General features: G+C 59.1%; 18 protein-coding genes. 13 read left to right on the top strand and 5 right to left on the bottom strand.

The genetic code is table 11. The features are described from left to right. Positions 1-17 precede the first annotated feature (17 nt). From LOH53_RS04490 to LOH53_RS04505, 4 genes are all read left to right on the top strand, one after another. Positions 18-1,184: an MFS transporter gene (locus LOH53_RS04490; RefSeq protein WP_230066526.1), complete on the top strand. Its 1,167-nt coding sequence runs from the start codon at positions 18-20 to the stop codon at positions 1,182-1,184. Positions 1,185-1,227: 43 nt separating this feature from the next. Beyond that, positions 1,228-2,889, top strand: coding sequence for an ATP-binding protein (locus tag LOH53_RS04495; protein WP_230066527.1), 1,662 nt, complete (start codon positions 1,228-1,230; stop codon positions 2,887-2,889). Continuing rightward, positions 2,886-3,575: a response regulator gene (locus tag LOH53_RS04500; RefSeq protein WP_230066528.1), complete on the top strand. Its 690-nt coding sequence runs from the start codon at positions 2,886-2,888 to the stop codon at positions 3,573-3,575. Before LOH53_RS04495 ends, LOH53_RS04500 begins: the two co-directional genes overlap by 4 nt. A gap of 204 nt (positions 3,576-3,779) precedes the next feature. After that, positions 3,780-5,453, top strand: a complete 1,674-nt coding sequence (locus tag LOH53_RS04505; protein WP_230066529.1) for a ribonuclease J — start codon at positions 3,780-3,782, stop codon at positions 5,451-5,453. 91 nt (positions 5,454-5,544) lie between these two features. On the opposite strand, the gene LOH53_RS04510 is transcribed toward LOH53_RS04505, so the two are convergent. The 3 genes from LOH53_RS04510 to LOH53_RS04520 form a co-directional block, all read right to left on the bottom strand. Next, a complete protein-coding gene (locus tag LOH53_RS04510) occupies positions 5,545-6,006 on the bottom strand; it encodes a hypothetical protein (protein ID WP_230066530.1) in 462 nt (153 codons plus the stop codon). A gap of 192 nt (positions 6,007-6,198) precedes the next feature. After that, positions 6,199-7,836, bottom strand: coding sequence for an ABC-F family ATP-binding cassette domain-containing protein (locus LOH53_RS04515; RefSeq protein WP_230066531.1), 1,638 nt, complete (start codon positions 7,834-7,836; stop codon positions 6,199-6,201). A gap of 168 nt (positions 7,837-8,004) precedes the next feature. Next, the gene (locus LOH53_RS04520; protein ID WP_230066532.1) at positions 8,005-8,652 is read right to left on the bottom strand and encodes a GntR family transcriptional regulator; all 648 of its coding nucleotides are present in this window, start codon (positions 8,650-8,652) and stop codon (positions 8,005-8,007) included. Between the two features lie 124 nt (positions 8,653-8,776). Here LOH53_RS04520 and LOH53_RS04525 point away from each other — a divergent pair, with 124 nt between their 5' ends. Further along, the gene (locus LOH53_RS04525; RefSeq protein WP_230066533.1) at positions 8,777-9,784 is read left to right on the top strand and encodes a 1-aminocyclopropane-1-carboxylate deaminase; all 1,008 of its coding nucleotides are present in this window, start codon (positions 8,777-8,779) and stop codon (positions 9,782-9,784) included. Between the two features lie 142 nt (positions 9,785-9,926). Here the strand turns inward: LOH53_RS04525 and LOH53_RS04530 are convergent, their stop codons facing one another. After that, positions 9,927-10,922, bottom strand: coding sequence for a sugar-binding transcriptional regulator (locus LOH53_RS04530; protein ID WP_230066534.1), 996 nt, complete (start codon positions 10,920-10,922; stop codon positions 9,927-9,929). Between the two features lie 271 nt (positions 10,923-11,193). Between LOH53_RS04530 and LOH53_RS04535 the strand changes: the two genes are divergently transcribed. The 6 genes from LOH53_RS04535 (at position 11,194) to LOH53_RS04560 (ending at position 17,961) form a co-directional block, all read left to right on the top strand. Continuing rightward, positions 11,194-13,041 carry an ABC transporter ATP-binding protein gene (locus LOH53_RS04535; RefSeq protein ID WP_230066535.1) on the top strand — a complete coding sequence of 616 codons (1,848 nt, stop codon included), beginning with the start codon at positions 11,194-11,196 and terminating at the stop codon, positions 13,039-13,041. Next, complete coding sequence (locus LOH53_RS04540; protein ID WP_230066536.1) at positions 13,041-14,786, top strand: ABC transporter ATP-binding protein; 1,746 nt, start codon at positions 13,041-13,043, stop codon at positions 14,784-14,786. The genes LOH53_RS04535 and LOH53_RS04540 overlap by 1 nt, the downstream gene beginning before the upstream one ends. A gap of 122 nt (positions 14,787-14,908) precedes the next feature. Beyond that, positions 14,909-15,049, top strand: a complete 141-nt coding sequence (locus LOH53_RS04545) for a hypothetical protein (RefSeq protein WP_230066537.1) — start codon at positions 14,909-14,911, stop codon at positions 15,047-15,049. A 65-nt stretch (positions 15,050-15,114) separates the two neighbouring features. Next, the gene (locus LOH53_RS04550; RefSeq protein ID WP_230066538.1) at positions 15,115-16,149 is read left to right on the top strand and encodes an LLM class flavin-dependent oxidoreductase; all 1,035 of its coding nucleotides are present in this window, start codon (positions 15,115-15,117) and stop codon (positions 16,147-16,149) included. Positions 16,150-16,425: 276 nt separating this feature from the next. Beyond that, on the top strand, positions 16,426-17,007 hold the full coding sequence (locus LOH53_RS04555; protein WP_230066539.1) for a DinB family protein: 582 nt from the start codon (positions 16,426-16,428) through the stop codon (positions 17,005-17,007). Between the two features lie 132 nt (positions 17,008-17,139). Beyond that, on the top strand, positions 17,140-17,961 hold the full coding sequence (locus LOH53_RS04560) for a TspO/MBR family protein (protein WP_230066540.1): 822 nt from the start codon (positions 17,140-17,142) through the stop codon (positions 17,959-17,961). Positions 17,962-18,074: 113 nt separating this feature from the next. Here LOH53_RS04560 and LOH53_RS04565 read toward each other — a convergent pair whose 3' ends face one another. Then, positions 18,075-18,458 carry an RNA-binding S4 domain-containing protein gene (locus LOH53_RS04565; protein WP_230066541.1) on the bottom strand — a complete coding sequence of 128 codons (384 nt, stop codon included), beginning with the start codon at positions 18,456-18,458 and terminating at the stop codon, positions 18,075-18,077. A 329-nt stretch (positions 18,459-18,787) separates the two neighbouring features. On the opposite strand from LOH53_RS04565, the gene LOH53_RS04570 reads away from it, so the two are divergent. Both LOH53_RS04570 and LOH53_RS04575 read left to right on the top strand, forming a co-directional pair. Further along, on the top strand, positions 18,788-20,746 hold the full coding sequence (locus tag LOH53_RS04570) for a cytochrome c oxidase assembly protein (RefSeq protein ID WP_230066542.1): 1,959 nt from the start codon (positions 18,788-18,790) through the stop codon (positions 20,744-20,746). Beyond that, entirely contained in the window at positions 20,743-23,049 is a 2,307-nt protein-coding gene (locus tag LOH53_RS04575) for a heavy metal translocating P-type ATPase (protein ID WP_230066543.1), read from the top strand. Before LOH53_RS04570 ends, LOH53_RS04575 begins: the two co-directional genes overlap by 4 nt. Positions 23,050-23,054: the final 5 nt, after the last annotated feature.

Here is a 23,054-nt window from a genome sequence, read left to right on the forward strand (position 1 = left end):
CCCGGAGGCTACTTCTGGTGTTGGCACATGCCGTGGTGATTCAACTCATCACTTTCGGCATGCGGCCAACACTGTCGTATGCGGTTTTGGACGTGGGTGGATCTCAGGCGCTGCTCGGTGTGGTGGTGGCCGCGTTTGCCGTGCCGGCACTCTTTTTAGCTCTGCCTGCCGGTCACGTCATTGACCGGATAGGTGAACGCATATCTTTGCTTGCCGGGGCGGTGGCCTTGATAGTGGCGGCACTGTTGGCAGCGTTTGGCGGGGGCCAGGTGGCGGTCTTATTGCTGGCCACCATGTTCCTGGGCATGGGGCACCTCCTGTCGGTGATCGGGGAACAAGCCTTGGTGGCCAATACAACGAGCCGGGGGCAATTCGACTCTAAATTTGGGTACTTCACCTTCGCCTCGGCGTTAGGGCAAACTCTTGGGCCACTGCTTTTGGCGCTCCCGGGGGGAACTCCCGAGATTCCACCCGTTCGGCTGATTTTTCTGGTGTGTGGCGCCTTGAGCGTGGTGTTACTGGCGATCTCTGCGGGTATCCACAGCTCTGCACGTCCAGCTGTCGCGGAGCGCGTGCGGATGCTTCCGGCAACCGTAACCTTGCTGCGCACACCTGGATTGATACGCGCATTGCTGGCCGGCAGCATAGTTTTGGCATCAGTCGACTTGTTCTTGGCTTACCTGCCCGCGTTGGCACACGAGCGCGGAATTGCGGCCATCACCGTCAGCGCGCTTCTGGTAGTTAGGTCACTATTTTCCATGTTCTCAAGGTTGTTCCTGGGTGCCATGGTGAGACTTCTTGGACGGCGTGCCTTGATGGTGTGGAGCATTGTGCTCTCAGCGTTTGCTCTGGTCTCCTTCGGCTTGCCAGTGCCCGTGGCCGGCTTGCTGTTCTTGGCGGGAATCTATGGCTTCGCAGTAGGGACTTGTCAGCCCATCACCATGTCGTGGATTGCTGAACTAGCAACCGCTGGCACCCGGGGTTTGGCCATGTCCTTGCGTCTAGCCAGCAACCGGCTCGGGCAAACCCTGCTGCCTTCGCTGTTGGGTACACTCGCTGCCGCAACAGGCGCGGCGGGGGTCTTTGTGGCGACGGGAATGATGCTGTTCGGCGGGGCGTGGTCTGGTGCCGCCGTCGGCGAGGCTGAAGGGGAGGGGACCGCTGGTGAGCCGCTCAGTAGATGAGATCCACGCCACATTCTGCGAGAATGGGCCGGTGGAGAGACGGATGACATTAAAGACGCAACTGCTACTGCTGCAGATAGTAATTGTGCTAATTACGGTGGTCGGAACAGGTGCGGTAGCAAGCTTCTTGCAAGAACAGCAGCTACGCAACAATTATCAGGACCGGATGATTGGCGTCGCTGAATCAGTCGCGACCATGCCGGTCATTGTGGATGCCTTTTATGAAAAAGACCCCAGCAGCACCATCCAGCCCATTGCCGCATTGATCAGCAAGTCCACCGGCATGGCCTACGCGGTTGTCATGAACAACGACGGGATCCGGTACTCCCACCCAGATCCGGCAAAAATTGGGCTGAAGGTCTCCACCGATCCTGACGGTGTTCTTTCCGGAGAAACCTATGTGGGAACTCAAACAGGCACCCTTGGACGATCGTGGCGTGTCAAGGTGCCGATCTTCAACGCTGGCCACTCTGTCATAGGCGCAGTTTCTGTTGGCGTTCTGGAATCTGACCTACGTCAGGAGTACTTGGCCAATTCGGTATGGCTGTTTTTGACCATCGGCATCGCAGCAATTTTTGGCGTTGTTGGTGCCGCTTGGGTGACAGTGGTGATTCGCAAGCGGATCTTCGGCCTGGAACCGGAGGAGATTGCAGGGCTTCTTGAAGAACGTGAGGCCATTCTTCATGGAGTCCGGGAAGGGCTGGTGGCAGTTGATGATCGGGGCTGCATCGCGTTGATCAATGATGCTGCGCTGAGCCTCCTGGGCCTCAATGACGGGGCAAGTCTAGTAGGCACCAAAGCCGTGGATTCCCTTGATGATGAATTAGCACGCCTACTAGACTCCGGCGACGCTGAACAGTCCCTGGTTCTCTCCGGTGAACGCGTGCTTTTGGTGCGCCGCGATATTGCCAAAATCAACGGCAGACCCGCAGGCACCATCCTGATCTTGCGGGACAACACGGAATTGCACACACTTTTGCGCGACTTGGATGGGGTGCAGGGCCTGGCGGACGGATTGCGGGCCCAGGCCCACGGCTTTGCTAACAAGTTGCACGTTATTTCTGGTCTCCTGGAGCTTGGCCGGGTAGAACAGGCGGTTTCCTTCATTTCCCACGAACGCAGTGCCGGTACCCTCTCGGCCATGACGGGGGGCAGTGGGATTAGTGAGATAGAGGTAGCTGCGCTGCTGTTGATGAAACAGCTCCGTGCGGAGGAATTGGGCATTAAGGTTTCGATCGAGTCCGCGTCAACTCTTCCGACGCTGTCAGCTGATCCCTGCGCAGACATTCTGCGCGAAGACCTTCTAACGATCATTGGCAATTTGCTCGACAACGCCGCTGAAGCAACAGGCGCTGGCGGACAAATTTACGTTTCCATCCAAGAACAAAAACTCGAAGGTGGCGATTCGAATCTGGTTATTGTGGTGGCGGATTCCGGTGATGGGATTCCTGCTGAACTTCAGGAACGGGTTTTCACCCCCGGCTTTTCCTCAAAGGTGGCCCGACCCGGCGCAGTTGCTACGGGCCGCGGCATCGGGTTGACGCTTGTTAGACGCATAACCACTCGACGTGATGGGCGCGTTGAGATCAAGAACGGGAACCTCGGCGAAAGCATCCTCCTCGGAGCATGGATCACAGTGGTGCTGCCGCTGGAGCGCAAGAATATTGCGCCCATTCAGGGGAGCGGCATGGTGGCGGCACTTTGAGCTCGAAACTAAGGGTGGTGATCGTCGAAGATGACATCACGGTCGCGCAGATCAACCATGAGTTCGTGTCCTCCCATGCAAAATTTACGGTGGTAGGGGAAGCGCACACGGGCGTGCAGGCCGTGGCGCTCATTGAAAAGTTGAAACCCGATGTGGTGTTGCTAGATTTTTACCTTCCCGATTTCTCCGGGCTCGAGGTGCTATCACGTATAGACGCCGAGCTTGCGCGCCACATCGAGGTCATTGCTGTCACGGCTGCCAGGGACCTTGAGAGTGTGCGTGAGGCCCGAGCCAAGGGTGTGCGGCACTATTTGGTGAAGCCGTTTATGGCATCAGCCCTATTTGCGCGGCTTGATGAAGTCTTTGCCCAGAACGACGCCGTCCGCCGCACGTCCCGCGGGCAACTACTGGACCAGCGCAGCGTTGACGTCATCATGGCCAGCGTTGGAGGGGGGAGCACCCCTGTGCCGAAGGGGCTCTCAGGAGCCACTTTACAACGGGTGCACCTTGCCTTACAGCAGGCCGGAACGGACGTGTCGGCGGCAGAGCTCGCCCAGAGCGTTGGGATGTCGCGGGTGGCGGCAAGACGTTATTTGGAACACCTAGTCGACCTGGGCCGCGCTACGCTCACCCCGCGCTATGGGGGCGCCGGGCGACCCGAAAACCGTTACAAGATCTCCTCCTAGACGCACTGTGGGGCGAAGCGGCTAGATAGCTCACCGCCGCTGGGCAGTTCAACGACTGCCGCGGTGGTAAAATCGGCAGAAGGACATCCAAAATTTTTCTTTAGCGACACCGTGCAGGCTGCACGCCGTCGCACTTTTATAGGTAGCACAACAGCACCGATTGGTGCGGTCTGCCGTTTAGCGGCATTACAGAGAACGGAACACATGAGAAGAACCCCACGCCAGACCCCGCCCGCCCTTGCCAACGGTGCCATGCGCATTGTTGCTCTCGGTGGTCTAGGAGAAATTGGCCGCAACATGACCGTCTTTGAATTCGGCGGAAAATTGCTGATCGTTGACTGCGGTGTCCTCTTCCCGGAGGAAAACCACCCGGGAGTTGACGTCATCTTGCCGGACTTCTCCTACTTGAAGGACCGCTGGCAGGATGTAGTGGCCCTAGTATTGACGCACGGGCACGAGGACCACATTGGTGGTGTTCCCTACCTGCTCAAGCACCGTACGGACATCCCCGTAATCTCCGCAAAGCTGACGTTGGCCTTCTTGAAGACCAAGCTGGAAGAGCACCGGATCAAGGCCAAAATGATCCAGGTCAAGGAAGGCGACCGCCGCAAGTTGGGGCCGTTTGACGTTGAATTCCTGGCCGTCAACCACTCCATCCCAGACGGCTTGGCAGTTGCTATCCGAACGCCTGCTGGCCTCGTGCTAGAAACTGGCGACTTTAAGATGGACCAGTTCCCGCTGGATAAGCGCATCACCGACTTGGCTGGCTTTGCCCGTCTAGGCGAAGAGGGCGTGGACCTGTTCATGCCCGATTCCACGAACGCTGAAGTTCCCGGCTTCCTGGCTGCTGAGGCGGACTTGATTCCGGCCATCGACGGCGTCATGCGGACAGCACCACGCCGCGTAGTTGTTTCCAGCTTCGCCAGCCACGTTCACCGCATTCAGCAAATCATCGACTCCGCTCAGAAATACAACCGCAAGATCGCATTTGTGGGTCGCTCCATGGTCCGCAACATGACAACGGCGCGCGAGCTGGGCTACTTGAAGATTCCGCGCGGCATGCTCGTTGATGCCAAGGAACTGGAAAAGATGGACCCCAAGAAGGCCGTCCTGATCTGTACCGGTTCTCAGGGTGAGCCCATGGCTGCGCTGGCCCGCATGGCCAGTGGCGATCACCAGATCAATTTGACCGAGGGCGACACCGTCTTGCTGGCTAGCTCTTTGGTACCCGGCAACGAGTCCTCGATCTACCGTCTGATCAACGACCTCACCAAGCAGGGCGCCAATGTGATCCACAAGGGTAACGCCAAGGTCCACGTCTCCGGGCACGCCAGTGCTGGGGAGCTCGTCTACTGCTACAACTTGGTTCGCCCACGTAACGTCATGCCCGTGCACGGTGAATACCGTCACCTTAAGGCGAACGCGGAATTGGCTATCCGCACCGGCGTCGATCCTAAAAATGCGCTGATCGTTGAAGACGGCACTACGATCGATCTCAAGGACGGCATTGCACGTATCAGCGGCAGCGTCCCGGCCGCGTACGTATATGTCGAGAACATGGTCCCGGGTGCGGCTACTGAGGAGTCCTTGCAGGACCGCCTTCGTCTGGCCGAGGACGGTGCAGTTACCGTCTTGCTGATCGTCAACCCTGACACCGGAAAGATCGAAGAAGATCCCGAATACTTCGCCGTCGGATTTAACCTGACTGAGAAGGACATCGAGAAAGCCACAGTAATTGTGGAGAAGACCATCGCCGGACTCCGTGGCGAAAAGACAGGGCAGGCTGCCGAAAAGGCTATTGCTGCCGGTCTGCTGCGTTGGTCCGACCGCTCTCTTCGCCGCAAGCCCGTCTACACGGTCATCATCGTCGAAGCGTAGCAACTAGGCGCAAAGAGCTGGCCCGAATGGTTTTATCATTCGGGCCAGCTCTTTCTTGTTTACAACCTTTGCGTTCACGCCTGCAGGGAAGCTACTTCAGACCGCCGTGCAATATTCCAGGCTTGGTATAGCTCCGGGCTAGAACCGCCAGGGCCAGGGCTGCAACAAGAAGCCCAAAGTCACGCAGGGCCACGTCGTAGAAGCCGGAGTAAGTCACTAGGTTCACGATGATCCCGGCCAGCCAAAGGGCTACAACGAACGCTGCGTAACGGGGTCGCAGGATCATTGCGATAGCGGCGATTATTTCTACCACGCCGATGGCCATCATGGTTCCGTGTGGGGTGAATGGTGAAATATTTGCAATCCACGGGGCCAGGTAGTCCACCCAATTGGTCAAGACGTTGGTGAACTTATCCAGACCCATGATCAGTGGGATGGCGATGAATCCAATCCAGAGCATCAGGAACGCCCCGTAAGCGGGTTCGACCTTCGCGCGTTGTAGTGCGTGGGAGGTCCAAGCGGTGGTCGGGGCGGGGATTGAGTGAGTTGCCATGATTCCTCCATCTAAAAACTACATTTATGTTTTTAGAGTGCGCCTCCGGATGACCGTTGTCAATAGGCAGCTGTGAACTTGTGGCGGCGTGCCTAAGTTGCGGTGTTCTGCTGGGGGCGTGCCAAAGTGGCGACGGCGTGGGAAATTTCCCACGCCGTCGCCACTTTGGCACGCCCCCGCCGCGCTAGACCGCTAGAGTTCGGTGACTACCCCGCCATTGACGTCCCAACGAGTGTCCAGGTGCACATTTTCGAGCAGGCGGCGGTCGTGCGAGACCAGCAGTAGCGTGCCGTCGTAGCTGTCCAGCGCTTCTTCCAATTGTTCGATCGCCGGGAGGTCCAGATGGTTGGTTGGCTCGTCCAAGACCAGCACATTGACTCCGCGTGCTTGCAGCAAGGCCAGCGAAGCGCGGGTGCGTTCGCCGGGCGAGAGAGCGCTCACTGAGCTGGTTACCTGGTCCGCTTTCAACGCGAACTTTGCCAGGAGCGTGCGCACCTCGCCCTGATTCATTTCCGGCACTAACGCTTCAAATGCGACGCCTAGGGGCACGTCGTGCGGAAACTGGCTACGCGCCTGGTCTATCTCGCCCAAGGCAACGTTGGCACCCAGAGAGGCGACGCCGTCGTCCGGGGCAGTGCGGCCCAGCAAGAGCCGAAGCAAAGTGGATTTTCCGGCTCCGTTAGGCCCCGTTATACCGACGCGTTCCCCTGCGTTGACCTGCAGCGATACTGGTCCGAGCGTGAAGTTACCTTGGTGGACTGTGGCGGCGTTCAAGGTTGCCACTACCGTGCTCGAACGTGACGCAGCGCCAATATTGAACTGGAGCGCCCACTCCTTCCGGGGTTCTTCCACCTCGTCCAGTCTGGCAATCCGCGACTCCATCTGGCGTACTTTTTGCGCTTGCTTCTCCGAGGATTCAGCGCTGGCTCGACGGCGGATTTTGTCGTTGTCCGGACTCTTCTTCAGAGCGTTGCGAACGCCTTGCGAGCTCCATTCACGCTGCGTTCGGGCACGGGAAACTAGGTCTGACTTCTTGTCCGCAAACTCGTCGTAGGCCTCGCGCGCGTGACGCTTGGCGATGGTGCGCTCCTCCAGAAACGCATCGTAGCCGCCGTCGTACACGGCAACTTTATTCTGCGCCAGATCCAGTTCCACCACGGAGGTGATGCAGCGGGCCAAAAACTCTCGGTCATGGGAGACCAGCACCACACCACCGCGCAGCCCCTTGACGAATTCCTCCAGCCGAGCCAGCCCTGCCAGGTCAAGATCGTTGGTTGGCTCATCCAGAAGTACGACGTCGAAGCGGCTGAGTAGGAGCGCGGCCAGGGCCACTCGGGCGATCTGCCCGCCGGAGAGACCCGTCATCAACGAGTCGGGGCCTACGCTTAGGCCGAGTTCGGCAAGGGTTGCCGGGATCCGCTCATCAAGATCGGCCGCACCACATGCGAGCCAGTGATCTAGAGCATTGGAATAGCGGTCATCATCTTGGGAATTGCCGGATCCCAAGGCCTCAGCGGAGGCCTCCATAGCTTCTGTGGCGGCAGTGCTCCCCGTGCGTCGGCCAATGTAAGCCGCAACGGTTTCGCCCTCAATCCGCTCGTGTTCTTGCGGGAGCCATCCGACGAAGGCATCCTGCGGCGCGGTGCTGACGGTTCCGCCCTGTGGTGTATCTGCACCGGCCAGCAGACGTAAAAGTGTTGTCTTTCCTGCGCCATTGGCGCCTACCACGCCAATCACGTCTCCTGGGGCCACCGTGAAACTGAGGTTGCTGAACAAGGTGCGGTTGGCTGGGCCGGCGGAAAGGCCTTTGGCCACAAGTGTTGCGCTCATAAACCAATCTTAAGTTCTATTCGCAAGAACGTCTGACCTTCCGTAGGCGCCGGACCCGCGTTGGCTTCTGCGCATAGTGCACTATGCGCAGAACCCGCGCGCAGTTTGGCCCCCACGGAAATGAGGTTTGCGATTGTGAAGTCTCATTAGGGGCGTACTGGCGCGCTATCAGCCTTTGGAGCCTAAAGACAGCCAATTTTCACGGCTGGCCAGTGCCGCACCGTCGGCGTCGCCCAGGCTAGAGAGTCTAATGATCTCCGCATGAACTCCGACGGAATGCCTAGCGGCGTGGGAGCTGAATCGTTGCCGCTCCACGCGCCGCAACAGGGGGAGCGCCTGCTCCAGGATGCTCGGAATCATCTCGTTGCCGCAGGTCTGGACAAACACGTCATGGAATTCGTCGTCCGCGGCGAGGGCAAGATTGACGTCCTCGTCCTTCAGCGCCGTCTCGAAACGAGCGTTGGCCTCCGCTAGACCTGAGATGTTAGTGCAGTTGAGTGACGGTACGGCCAGCCGTACCGCAAGTTCGTGCATGGCCGCCACTATTTCACGGGCACTCGCAGTGGATGCGGGATCCAGCGGCGCCACAATGGTGGCCCTTCCAGGCTGGGCGATGATCAGTCCGGCCCGTTCCAAACGCAAGAGCGCCTCGCGGATGGGAGTCCGGCTCACGCCCAGCCACTTTTCCAGTTCAGGGTCTTTGAGTCGTTCGCCCGGTTCAAAGGTGCCCTCGACTATGGCATCACGAATGGATTCGTAGACGTCGTCGCGCAGAAGTGAGCGCTTGTGTACGCCGTGCGATGAAGGTGTGGGCATGCGAACCATAGTATCGCCCGAATCTGCAGGATTGGGTAAGCCTTGACAGCAAGAACATATTAAATGCAATATATTGCATACGACGATGGGGAATCACCTCAAAGTACATTCGCAAAGGATCATTATGGCTATTTCCGACTTTGAGCGTTATCCCCTAACTTTCGGCCCGAGCCCCATCCATGACCTTCCCCGGCTGAGTGCGCATCTGGGTGGCGCAAAAATCTGGGCCAAGCGTGAGGACGTCAATTCGGGCCTGGCTTTTGGCGGGAATAAGACCCGAAAATTGGAGTACATCGTCCCGGACGCGATTGCCCAGGGCGCCGATACCCTTGTCTCAATCGGCGGTTACCAGTCCAACCACACCCGTCAGGTCGCTGCCGTCGCCGCGAAGATTGGGATGAAAGCCCGTCTGGTGCAGGAAAATTGGGTCGATTGGCCGGATCCGCTCAGCGATCGTGTGGGGAACATCCAACTTTCTCGCATTATGGGAGCTGACGTTCGCTTGGATGCGGCAGGATTCGACATTGGCATCCGCAGCAGTTGGGAGCAGGCCATCAAAGATGTCCAGGATGCTGGCGGAAAGCCCTATCCGATCCCGGCTGGAGCCTCAGAGCATCCCCTGGGCGGACTCGGCTTCGCGAACTGGGCCTACGAGGTGCAAGCCCAAGAAAAGGAGTTGGGCATCTTTTTCGACACTATTGTGGTGTGCACTGTCACCGGTTCCACGCACGCCGGGATGATCGCAGGATTTGCCGGCCAGGACCGGCCCCGGCGCGTGATCGGCATCGATGCCTCGGCCACCATTGAAAAAACACGCGCGCAAGTTGGCAGGATCGCCCGTCACACAGCGGAGTTGATAGGTCTGCGCCGGGAACTACGTGACGATGAAATCACGGTTATGGACGACTGGGCGGGGGACTTCTACGGCATTCCCGTCGCGTCCACCATGGAGGCCATCCACCTGAGCGAATCCCTTGAAGGGATGATCATTGACCCTGTTTATGAGGGAAAGTCCATGGCCGGGCTCATTGACCTCGTCAAATCCAAGGATATTCCGGCCACCAGCAATGTCCTTTATGCCCACCTCGGCGGGCAATTGGCCCTGAATGCCTACAGCGGATTGTTCCGCTAGGCCACAAAGAGACTGCCAAAACCAAGCAGTGCCCGGCATCTATTGCTGCTGAAGAGCGGCGCAAGGAGGACGACGGCGGAAGCCAAGGATCCGCCGTCGTCCGCTTAAAATAGTTTCGAAGCTGGAAGTCGGACGAGGAAAGCTAAAGGCTTCGAGAGGTTCCGGACGCAAGGCCCCCAGCTCTGGAAACAAGTATTGCCAGGGCCGTCGACTCATCCGTCACCAACTCATTGACGAAGCCGCCACGAATGGCCGCAGCCAACGGGGCCACCTTCGCGGGACCCGCCGTGACCATGAGCCGGCGCGGAATTGCCAGCAGATTCGTCAGGGTAATTCCAACCAACTGCTCACTGACTTCGGAGCTGACCTCGTGTCCGTCCTGGTCAAAAAAGTGCCCACACAGATGGGCTGCGGCACCGGCGGATTCGAGCTCAGCCAGCACCCGGGCTGAAACGGGGCTGTAAGTGCCGGTGCCGTCAAAGCGTTGCATGGACCCTAGACCGATCAGGGCCAAGTCACTGTGGGGACCGCGTGCTAAACCGTACGCCACGTCCGGATCCTCTAGGGCCTTGGCGCGCGCAGGTGGATCCCGGTAGAGAAAATTTGCGCAAACGGGGATGAAATCGGCCCCCAACTGCTGGCCGATGTGCTCGCCAACGTGGATGCGTTCATCGCCAGAACGGTCTAGACGGGACGGACAGGCGAGCAGATCAATGACGGTTAGATCGGTGCGCCGGGCTGGGCTAAGCGCCTTGGCCACGGAAGAAAGCGTGCGGCTCGCGGCCACGCCTAGCTGGAAAACGCCGTCCAAATGCGTTTCCAGATAGCGGGCAGCAACGTAGCCAAGACGGTTGTTTTTCTCGTACAGGGATCGTGGCCGGTCCATGGAGATCACCACGCTGTCCAACCCGAACGTCTCGCGGACCCGAGTCTCTAGTTCCGGCATCCTGTCCACCGGTGGGCCGATCCGGATCTGCACTACGCCGCGCTGTTTGGCCTCGGTGAGCAAGCGCGAGACAGTTGCGCGGGAAAGGTTCTCCGAGGACGCTATTGCCAGCTGCGTGGCGCCGGAAACGTAGTACAGGTGCGCCACTTTCTGCACAAGATGGTCGTGGCGCATGGCCTGATCCGTGGACAAATCGGTGGTCCTTTCCTGTGACAGAAGTTTGCGAGCTTACCCATGATTGTAGGAGACAGCACTCATATCTGCGGTTCGCACCCTCGTTGTTGGAAAAAGAGTCTCAATGCAGGCATCACCACAGCGCCCAGATGTGCGTTAGGGTAAGTAATTGTGAGTTAGAGAACAGCAGCCCCGCAGCACGCAGATCAACCAGCCCGCCCAGACTCTTTGTCTGAGCCAGCTCCTTGCGACGTTTTTGTCCGGAGCCAGTGGCAGTTTGTTGGATCGCGTGAGAAACCGCCTATCCATCCACCCATTTTTCAAGAAGGCCACTGTGCGCTCATTCCCTTACCCCGACGCCGGATCCCCGGACCTACGTTCGCCCGCCCGCTACCTGTGGTGGCTGGCCCGGGCGGAGCTGGGGACGTTGCTCGCCGGCGTATTGTTCGGCTCCCTCTGGACCGTGTGCCAGGCGCTGACTCCGTTTGTGCTGGGTAAAGCGGTAGATCAGGGCATTGTGGCCGCCGATTTCTCCCGACTTTTGCAGTGGGTGGCGCTGCTCATTGGCCTCACGCTGGTGCAGTCGGCAGCGGCAACGCTGCGCCATAGAGTGGCAGTCAGTAGCTGGATGCAGGCAGCCTTCCGTTCCGCTCAAGTAATTGGCCACAAGGTCACGCGCAGCGGTGACGCTCTTCCGCAGAAATTCTCCACGGGAGAAGTTGTCTCCACGGCCGCATCCGACGCCATGCGCATTGGCGAAATCTATGACGTCTTCGCCCGGCTGTCAGGCTCCGTGGTGGGTTTCTTGCTCGTAGCGTTCTTGGTATTCCAGTCTTCCTGGCAGCTGGGCACCGTGGTGCTCGTTGGGGTTCCACTGTGCGGGGCCATGTTGCTATTCGTGATCCGACCCCTGCAATCCCGCCAGAAAGAGCAGCGGGAGGCCGCCGGGAAGATGACTGCCCTTGGCGCCGACACGGTGACCGGGTTGCGAGTTTTGCGGGGGATCGGTGGTGAGCACATCTTCGTCCAGCGCTATCGGGAACGCTCGCGGGCAACCCAGCTGGCCGGTAACAAAGTGGCCTATTCTCTGGCCGACTTCGACGCCGCACAGGTACTAGTGGTCGGTGTCTTCAGTGTGGCTTTCACGTGGATCGGAGCCCTGCAAGCCCTGTCCGGCCAGATCGAGACCGGCCAGCTCGTGGCCCTGTATGGGTACGCCGTTTTCCTGGTCTCCCCGATCCGCACAGCATCGGATGCCGTCTCCCGGTACATCCGCGCCCACGTTGGTGCCAGACGCATCATCGATGTGTTGGCAACGCCGTCGGCCGTGCACGACGGCGAAACTACCGTCCCAGCGCCGGGGGGACCGTCCGCTTTGGTCGACACCACAACGGGTGTGCTCATCCAGCCAGGCGAACTCACCGCCGTCGTCTGTGCCGACCCGGGGGAATCAGCAAACTTGGCCAGGCGTTTGGGGCGTTTTGAGGACGCAGTGCTGCGCGAAGCTCACGTGCGGTGGGGCAGCGCCGCTCTGCATTTGGTGCCGTTGGGCCAGGTGCGCTCGCGAATCGTGGTCTCCGACGCCGACCCGCAGCTGTTCACGGGTACTTTGCGCGAAGAACTTGATCCGACCGGACGGCATAGCGACGAACAAATCTTGGCGGCCTTGGACGTGGCCAGTGCAGAGGATGTTCTGGACGGGCTGGAAAATGGTCTCAACGACGAGGTAGCAGAGAAGGGCCGCAGTTTTTCCGGTGGACAACGCCAACGTTTAGCGTTGGCGCGTGCCGTGCTGACTGACGCGGAGGTGCTGGTCCTCGTTGAGCCGACCAGCGCCGTCGACGCCCACACCGAGTCCCGGATCGCCGAGCAACTGCGGGCCAGCCGAAGTGCTCCCGGTGACACCACGGTATTGGTGACGGCCAGCCCGCTCATGCTCAGCGTCATGGACACCGTACTGTTCCTGGTGGATGGCAAGGTTGCTGCGACTGGCACCCACAGGGAGCTGCTCGCCACCGTGCCCAGCTATCGCTCGGTGGTGATCCGCGGTGAAGGCATGGACGGACATGCAAGCGATGGACATGCAAGCGACGGGCATGAAGAAGACCTGCAAATGACGAACGAAGGAGGACTCTGATGGCGGGGAAACTGCTGCCCGTGGCGGACCCGGCACAGGTCCGGGCGGAGGCGGGCCGGCTCATGAGCCAGCACCGCAAACCGTTGATATTCGTGGTCAGCTTGTACGTGGTGGCTGCCTTCGCTGGCTTGGCGGGACCTTTCCTGCTCGGTCGGCTCGTGGACGCCATCACCGTTGGGACAACTGCGGGCTTTGTGGCCGCCGTCGCGCTGACCCTTTCAGGGTTCGTGATCATTCAGACAATTCTCTCGCGCTGGGCGCAGCGAACCGGGATGGTGCTGGGGGAGAAAGTGTTTGCGCAGTTGCGTGAGGAGTTCATGGAGCAGGTGACCTCCTTGCCTCTGTCCACGGTTGAAAAGGCTGGTACGGGTGACTTGGTCACGCGCACCACCAATGATGTTGACTCCGTTTCCCATACTGTCCGTTTTGGTGTGCCTCAGGTACTGGTATCCGTGGCGACCATTGTGCTGACCATTGCCGCCGCAGCGTTCACGAGTCCGGTGCTGGCGCTGGCCCTGCTGGTCGGTGCGCCGCTGCTGGTGCCTGTCACGCGCTGGTATCTCAAACGCGCCACAGCTGGCTATCTTGCCGAGCGGGAGAGCTACGCCATACTGAACGGCGCCATCACCGAGACGATCGAAGGCGCCCGGACAGTGGATGCGCTGAGCTTGGGCCAGCTGCGTCGGGCCCGTATTGACGCCTCTTTGAGGACCTGTTTTGAACGCGAACGGTACACGCTGGGTCTGCGAACAGTGCTGTTCCCGGCTGCGGAAATCTCCTTCTGGCTGCCCGTTGCCGCGGTGTTGCTGTGGGGCGGCTGGCTTGCCTCGCAGGGCAGCGTGAGCGCAGGAATGGTGGCCACGGTAGCGCTGTACGCGATGCAGCTCATTGACCCGGTGGACACGCTCATCATGTGGATTGATGAGATCCAGGTGGGGGCGTCCTCGCTCGCTCGGATCGTGGGAATCCGTAATGTTTCTGGAGATCGCACGGCCACAGACGCGGTTCCGGCCGATGATTCGCTGGTGGTTGATGACGTCCGCTACGCCTACCGTGAAGGCCACAATGTGCTGCATGGGATTGATCTAACATTGCGCCAGGGCGAGCGGTTGGCCATGGTTGGCCCTTCGGGTGCGGGCAAGTCCACGCTGGGCCGGCTGATTGCCGGCATCCATCCGCCCACGTCCGGTTCCGTCACGGTAGGGGGCGTTCCGTTGGTGGATAGGCCGTTGGATGACCTGCATGGGGAGGTGGCCCTGGTAACTCAGGAGCACCATGTTTTCGTCGGAACGCTGGCGGATAACCTGCGCCTGGGTAAGTCCGGCGCTACGGACGCGGAGCTGGAAACTGCCCTGTCCGACGTCGGATCCTTGACTTGGGTGCGAGCCTTGCCGGAGGGGTTGGAAACTGAGGTGGGCTCGGGAGCGCACATGTTGACGCCCGGTCAGGCGCAGGAGTTGGCATTGGCCAGGCTTGTGCTGGCAGATCCGCATACCCTGATTCTGGACGAGGCCACGTCGCTCATTGATCCTGTAGCTGCTCGGGAATTGGAGTTCTCGCTCAGTGCTGTGCTGACTGGGCGCACGGTTGTGGCGATTGCGCACCGGTTGCATACCGCGCACGACGCCGACAGGGTCGCCGTGGTGGAAAAGGGCAGGATCACCGAGCTTGGTTCACACGATGAACTCCTTGCCCAAGAGGGAGCCTATGCGGCTTTGTGGCATTCGTGGCGGTCTGACTCTTAAGAGGGTTCCCGGCTTCCGGGCCTACACAGGCCCGGAAGTTCGGCGTACCGTTGGGAGAGGGGACGATTTGGACCACACGGCCCGAACCAACACTGGTTTCATTACTGGAAATGAGTTCGATCATGCCTGACAAACAGCCACACCATCACGAAGTTAAGAAGCTGGATAAGTCTCACGCCATCAAGGCCAAACGCGCCCAGAAGAAGGCCCGCGGTGCAACGGACGAATCAGCGGATCCTGTGGCTCACATCAAGAAGCACTAGCCGATTCTCTACGAGTCCATGCATATGCATGGAATATTTCACGGTTGGCCTAGGTTGTTTCCGGTATGAAAAGAATCGGCTTTCTCTCCTTCGGCCACTACGGCACCAGCCGCGGCTCGCAGACTTCCTCAGCGGGAGACGCCCTACTTCAGGCCATTGATCTGGCGGCTGCCGCTGAAGAACTCGGTATTGACGGGGCGTTCTTCCGAGTGCACCACTTTGCGCGCCAACAAGCCTCACCGTTTCCGCTGATGGCAGCCATCGCCGCGCGCACGAGCCGGATTGAGATTGGCACGGGCGTCATCGACATGCGCTATGAGAATCCCTTGTATATGGCGGAACAAGCGGCATCCACGGACCTCATCAGTGCCGGAAGACTGCAACTGGGCGTGAGTCGTGGTTCACCCGAGCCCGCAGCCAACGGGGCCGCCGACTTTGGCTACACCCCCTTAGAAGGAGAAACAGTTGCGGACATGGCGCGACGCCATACGGCCACGTTCAGGAATGCCATTTCGGGTGTTGGAGTGGCAGAAGCTAGCAACCATGCCTCTCTGGGTGGAGAAAAGCTGTTACGCGTTGAGCCGCAATCGCCAGGGCTTTCGGAACGTATCTGGTGGGGCGCAGGCTCCAGGGCCACTGCCGTGTGGGCCGCTCAGCAAGGCATGAACTTGATGAGCTCCACCCTGCTCACCGAGGATACGGGTGTTCCCTTCGACGTGTTGCAGGCAGAACAGATCCAGCTCTTCCGTGACGAATGGGCTGCGGCAGGCCATGACTTCACCCCACGTGTTTCCGTCAGCCGCAGCGTGATCCCTGTGGTGGATGAGACCGACAGAATGTATTTTGGGCTGCGCTCGCAGGCAGACGGAAAGGACCAAGTCGGAATGATTGATGGTCTGCTTTCCCGCTTTGGTAAGAGCTACATAGGAACCCCGGACGTCCTAGCCGCAGAGCTGGCCGCAGATGCCGCCGTCCAGTCTGCTGACACATTGATGCTCACCGTACCCAACCAGCTGGGAGTCGCCTACAACACAAAGATGCTGGAGAACATAGCGAAGTACATCGCACCTGCGATCGGCTGGGAACCGAACCTGAGCTAACCGCTCGCTTTGGTAAACGTTGGCGCCAGTTCCTCCTCGTATTAGGACGAGAATTAAATGCTGCCCCGGGTTGCCTCGGCGAATGTCTTCTTGGTCCGGGCGTCCAACTCGGCACTGACCATGGCTGTTGCTACCGGGGTGGGCATGGCCACCGCCAAGGTCTAATCCTCGTGAGGTGCCTTCGGGCGGCGGGGTGGAGTCGTCGATTCCGATTAATTTGAGCGAACATAGTAGGGTGCCCAGCTCACTCACATTTGAGCTGAATACGCTCTAAGAATGGAAATTACCCAGCTGTTCCTTGCCTCCGACGCTGCTCTTCGAATCGTGATTAACCGCCTCGCGCCTGTTGACTTGGACAAGGAAGGCCCGGAGCAGTGGGCACGCACTGCCAACCCGACTATTCGTGATGTCCTCAAAGCCCAGGCCTATGATGAGGCTTGGATTCCAGGAGTACTCGCGGGAGCATCTAGCTCCGACGGCGACGAGTTCCGCGACCGTGACCTGCTCGGCGATGACCCGATTGCAGCCTACAATGCTCTGAACGACACCGCGACGGCCGCAGTTACTGCAGGCGTAGACCCCAACACGGTCGTCCGTTTCACCACGGGTGACGTTCCGGCACTTGAAGGACTGAAGTATTTGTCGGTTTATCGTGCCTTCCACGCGTGGTTGATCGCCAAACGTCTCGGTATACCGTTCCGCTTATCTCCAGAAATTATTGCCGGCATGAATGCGCATGTTATCCCCGTTGTGGAGGAATACCGAAGCAACGGAGTATTCCCGCCAGCGATCCAACCACCGGCAGATGCGGACGATCAGACACTTCTTCTGTGCGCAGTCGGGTTCTGGATTCCCTGAACCTAGTCCATTTCATCTTGTTTGTGGGTAGCCAGCTTGCTGCTGACCTGCTGTGCCGAATACCGTTTTTGGTGCTTCGATCTCGTTGACGTGCCCCGTGCAAAGGAGGTGGACCGACGCTAGGGTATTGCCATGAAACAAAATCCAGGAGGAAATGATCGCTTTCGCCAAGTTGTGGTTGCTTTAAGTGCGGTTATTGCCGTTGTAGGCTCATTCATTGGCTCTGGCGCGGCCGGTGGCACTCAAATCCAAAATGCATCCAATGGAGCATTGGGGGCAGATTCAACACTCATCGCTCCTTACGGGCCTGCGTTCTCCATTTGGAGTGTTATTTACTTGGGGCTGGTGGCATATGCTGTGTGGCAATTTCTCCCCGCTCAAATCGAGCAAACCCGTCATCGGCTATTGGGATACCCAATTGCAGCATCGCTGATTCTCAATGCCGTTTGGATCCTTAGTATTCAGTTCGACTTGTTGTGGCTGAGTGTGCCGGTAATCGTAGTTTTGCTGGCGGTGCTGGCCGGGATATTCGTGTTGCTCCTGCGTAACAGACCCACTAGTACTTTGGACGCAATAATCACCGACGGCACTATGGGCCTTTACCTTGGTTGGGTCTGTGTTGCCACGGCGGCTAATGTTTCCGCTGTTCTGGTGGCCGCTGGTTTCCAAGGATTTGGCTTGAGTCCTACCATTTGGGCTGTTGTAGTCCTTGCCGTGGCTACAGTGGTGGGCATCGCTTTGGCAATGTATGGTCGGGGCCGACTATCACCTGCTACATCTCTGTGCTGGGGCCTTGTCTGGGTTGCTGTTGCCCGGCTCACGGGCGAACTACTCTCCACTCCTACTGCGGTAGCGGCTTTGATAGGCGCTGCATTGGTCCTGATCGTCACCGTTGTGGTCCGTCTTCGTATTGGAGCGTCAACAGAATCGACCCTTTCGCGGTTAGGTGGATAGCGGCCCGCGTCTCAACCTTGGGTGTCTAAAACATGCTGTCCGCGCTTGTATCTATGGCCGTGCGGCCTATGACAGGGTGGCACGAGCGAAGCCGTCTTCTCGAGCGCTGCGCGTCAGTCCTGCTCGCGGAGCCTGTCCATGTCTCGGCGGTCTTTCTTGGTGGGACGGCCCGTGCCACGGTCTCGCTGGGGAAGTCCAAGCGCTGGTAGCACGGGACGGGGCGGCGTGTGGTCGGTGAAACAGTGCGACGCCGCCTCAGCACCCACGCGCTTGTTGATCAATCCGCGGACTTCCAAGATTCGCTCATAACCTGGCTGGCGAACGCGGATGGTGTCGCCGGGGACAACCGTGTGCGCGGCTTTGGCGTTCACGTCATTGAGCTTTACGTGGCCAGCGCGGCAGGCCGCCGTAGCGGCCGATCTCGTCTTATAAGCGCGGATAGACCATAGCCACGCATCGATGCGTACTGAGGCTGGGGCGTTCTTGGGAATGCTCATGGTGCTTCCGAGTCTAGCGCCGGGAACGGACAGTGTGGGTTCCATCCGTCGCGCCCTGTCGCGCTGTTCGCGCCCGGTTAACGGGGCGCGTAGGGCGTAATGGGGCGCGGCGGTGCGAGCTGGACAAACGTAACTCTACATCATGTAGAATGACATGGATGTGTCGACAGTCGGGGTGGTCTGCGATGCCTGTAAGGCCACTATTTTGACCGAACTATGGATCGGAATCCAGTTTGTCTACCCGATTGTCGCAAGCTCCAAACCCTCGTGATTTAGTGAGGGGATCATGGGCTGACCTGGCCGGACGTACGTATCGGTGGTCGCCCTGGATGCTGGCGCTAATACCTCTGATTGTTGTCGTAGCTGTAACAGCGGGCCTTGGGCGTGACGTGTACGACGCCGTGACCCGTGACTATCCCGGGGTGATGACATCCATGCTGAGTGCCGGACTTCGGATCATTGTCCAATTCGCGTCGATCATGTGCGTGGGATCCATGTTCTATGCTGCATTCATCCGCCCACGCAAAGGCTCAGGCAGATTGCTCTTGGATCCCAGAGGCGATCTACGCTCGGTGCGCACCAGTGCCGCCGTGTGGTTTATTGCGGCAGTGGTGCTGATCCTTGTGGACGGAGCGGATTCAAACGGCTACCCGGTCTTGAAGGCCTTGGCTCCTGGGGCATTAGGGTATCTGGTTCAGGCTTCATATCTGCCGGGGGCGTGGATTGTTGCTTCTCTCGTTGCCGCGACGATATTTATCGGCGCCAGCCTCTCCCGATCCTGGGTTGCAGTTGTGGGCATGCTAATCCTAGGTATGGCCGCGATGCTGGGCCCAGTTGTGGTCACTCAGGTGTTGGTGGGACCCGACCACGATTTTGGTGGCGACGCCTCTATCTTTGGTGTCCCAGCGACCGCGATTCTCTTTGGTGCCACGGCGATCCACCTTTCAAGGCTGTGCCGAGGCATGGTGCCTTCACCGCAGGCATCACGCCGCTTCCGGTTAAGCGTTGTGTCCGCGTGGTTCGTCGGCGCGGCAGCCCTGATATTGGTGGCCTGGTTCGAAACGCCTGGGACAGTCTTCTACGCTACGGTAACCGGCCGGCTGTTCGCCGTCGAACTTGGACTGTGGGCTGTGCTCGGGATCAATCTTTTTCAGCTTCACGGACTTGACCGCTTCAAAGGGCAAGAACTTCGATCCCGGCTGATCCGCTTCGGGGTGGTCGCCGTTGCGTCGATGTCTGTGTTCATCGCGGTCAATGTCATTATGACTCGCATTCCGCCGCCACAGTATTTCGTGCCCGTCAGCGTCATGGAAATATTCTTTGGCTACGACGTTATACCTGAGCCAACCCTTGCAGTGCTCGCGCTGGACTGGCGCATGAACACATTCTTTGCAGTCGTTGCTCTCGTGGGAGTTGCGCTGTACATGGTGGGTGTCCTCCGCCTCCGACGCAGGCAGGACCACTGGCCGGTGGGACGGACCATCAGCTGGATCTTGGGCTGGGTGGTCCTGGTGATCACCACGTCTTCGGGATTGGGCAAGTATTCGGGCGCAGCGTTTAGCATTCACATGATTTTGCACATGAGCTTGAACATGGTGATCCCGGTGCTCTTGGTCATGGGAGGGCCGGTCACGCTGGCGTTGCGGGCCACCAAGCCCGCGAGGAAAGAAGAAGCCGCAGGACCCCACGAGTGGTTGATGGCGTTCTTACGCTGGCCCCTCTTCAAACACTTGTACAACCCGTTGTGGGTATTCATCGAATTTATAAGTTCCTACTACGTTCTCTATTTCACGCCGCTGTTTGAACAAGCAATGAGATACCACTGGGCGCACCAGTTGTTCAACATTCACCTGCTGATTGTTGGGTACCTGTTCTACAGCCTGGTCATAGGTGTTGACTTGCCGCCGCGGCCGCTACCGCACATCGGAAAACTTGGACTCGTGCTGGCGGCCATGCCGTTTCATGCTTTCTTTGGGATCGCCGTGATGAGCAGCGGGAGCATCATCGCGGAAAATTTCTACCAGTACATTGATAGGCCGTGGCTGGCCGACCTACATGCGGACCAGTATTTGGGCGGCGGCATCGCGTGGGCTGCGGGTGAGATACCGCTGCTGATGGTGGTCCTCGCCTTGTTCTATCAATGGTCGCGACAAGATCGCCGGGATTCCGTTCGTATCGACAGGCATTTGGACGCTGGACTCGATGGCAGTTTCGACGCCTACAACGACATGCTGAGCAAACTTGCCACGCGGCAAGCTACGCAACCATCCGCAATGGAGACCACATGACGTCAGTGAATACCCTCGGAGGCACCAACGTCACGGACGCCGCATCTGACGCGGACTTGACGGCCGTTGACCTCAATATTTCTGGCATGAGTTGCGCTGCGTGTGCCGTGCGGATCGAACGCAAGCTCAACAAAATTCCAGGTCTGAGTGCCACTGTCAACTACGCAACAGAACGCGCCCTCATCCAAGGAGATGCTGCGGACGCCGCCGAGGTTGCCATCAGTGCCGTAAAACGAGCTGGCTATGACGCCCAGTTGCGGGTAGCCGACGATGATGAGTGGACTGCGCGTGCCACGGCAACGCGGATTTCATCGCTGCGCCGGCGCTTGGCGGTTGCTGCGATCCTGACGTTTCCGCTGTGTGACCTGACGCTCCTGCTTGCTCTAGTTCCATCGTGGAGATTCCCGAACTGGCAACTGGTGTGCTTGCTGCTATTTATTCCGATCGTTACCTGGGCAGCCTGGCCGTTCCACCGTGCCACGCTCCGGGGACTGCGGCAACGGACTTTGAGCATGGACACGCTGGTCTCGCTGGGTAGCACTGCCTCTTTTGGCTGGGCCCTCTATGCGCTGATCTTCGGCTCCCCGTCAGGTCCCGGATACTGGCTTGGATTCGGAGTCACACCCGAAGGTGCGGACTCGATCTACCTGGACGTTGCTGCCGGCATGATCACCTTTCAACTGGCTGGACGGTATTTTGAGGCACGGTCGCGGCGCCAGGCCGGGGATGTGCTCAATGCTCTAGGGCGTCTGGCCGTGAAAGAAGTTCGGCGAATGCATGCCGGGATCGAGTCCATCATCCCCATCGGTAGGCTGCAAGCTGGGGACACTATTGCCGTTCTTCCGGGGGAACGAATCGGTGCAGATGGTCGGATCGTCGTGGGGCGTTCATCGATCGATGCGAGCTCCATGACCGGAGAGTCCCGGCCATCCGACGTAGGCCCGGGGGACATGGTGGTTGGGGGAACCATCAGCATCAACGGCAGAATCGAAGTACTCGCCGAATCTGTTGGATCTCACACACAGCTGGCGCAGATGGCCGCCATTGCCGAGCAGGCGCAGCAAAGAAAAGCAAAAGTTCAGGCGTTTGCTGACCGCGTTTCCGCTGTTTTTATCCCCATCGTGATCGGAATTGCCATAGCAGTGATGATGATTTGGCTGTTCATCGGCGCTGAACCGAGAACGGCCTTTGGCACCGGAATCGCCGTGCTCATCATCGCCTGCCCGTGCTCCTTAGGGCTGGCAACGCCGACCGCACTCATGGTGGGGGTTGGCCGCGGAGGTCAACTCGGCATCCTCATCAAGGGTCAGGACGCCCTTGAAGCCAGCGGTGTTATAGATACGATCGTGTTCGACAAGACTGGCACAATCACAAACGGCGAGCTCGCTCTCTCTGAGGTCAAAGCGGTTGGCAACTGCACCCCCGGCGAGTTGCTTCGTTTGGCCGGAGCCGTGGAGTCCGGGTCCGAACATGCCATAGCGGTGGCGATCACGGCTGCGGCCCGGCGTGACGGGGATCTGGCCATAGCCACTGAATTTCGATCCTTCCCTGGCATGGGCGCAGCCGCCATGATCGATGGTCGCAGGGTCTTGGTCGGTAGCCCTAAGTTCTTCACAGAAGAAGGCCTCACGTATCCGGCGGAGGTGGAAGCGCAGATCCGTGCATTAAATGCCGATGGTAAAACTGTGGTGCTCATCTCTGCAGGCGGGCACTTGGAGGGGTTCATTGCCCTGACTGACACAGTGAAGGAATCTGCCAAGCGGACAGTAAGCGACTTGAAGGCACTAGGACTACGGACCATTATGCTCACCGGTGATGCCGCTGGGCCGGCGTCTGTGGTGGCCAGAGAAATTGGTGTGGACGAAGTCTTCTCGGAGATGATGCCGACTCAAAAGAGCGCTGCAATTCAACGTTTACAGGCTGCCGGACACAATGTAGCTATGGTGGGCGACGGGGTTAACGATGCCGCCGCGTTAGCCACCGCGAACCTCGGACTGGCAATGGTCCAAGGAACCGACATCGCCATGAAGTCCGCTGACATTATCCTTGTCCGTGAGGATCTTAGCGCTGTGACCGACGCAGTCCTCTTGTCGCGGCAAACCCTTCGGACCATTCGCGTGAACCTGATGTGGGCGTTTGGCTACAACATTGCAGCGATCCCGATTGCGGCGTTGGGGCTGCTCAACCCTCTCATTGCCGCGGCGGCGATGGCCGCATCTTCGGTGTTTGTCATTTCCAACAGTCTGCGGCTGCGAAACTTCCAGCCGAGTCGTGTGCCGGCAGGGGAAGAGGAAAACCAGTAAACAGG

Origin of the sequence: Arthrobacter cryoconiti (assembly GCF_020905375.1) — a bacterium.
Classification (GTDB): Bacteria; Actinomycetota; Actinomycetes; order Actinomycetales; family Micrococcaceae; genus Specibacter; species Specibacter cryoconiti.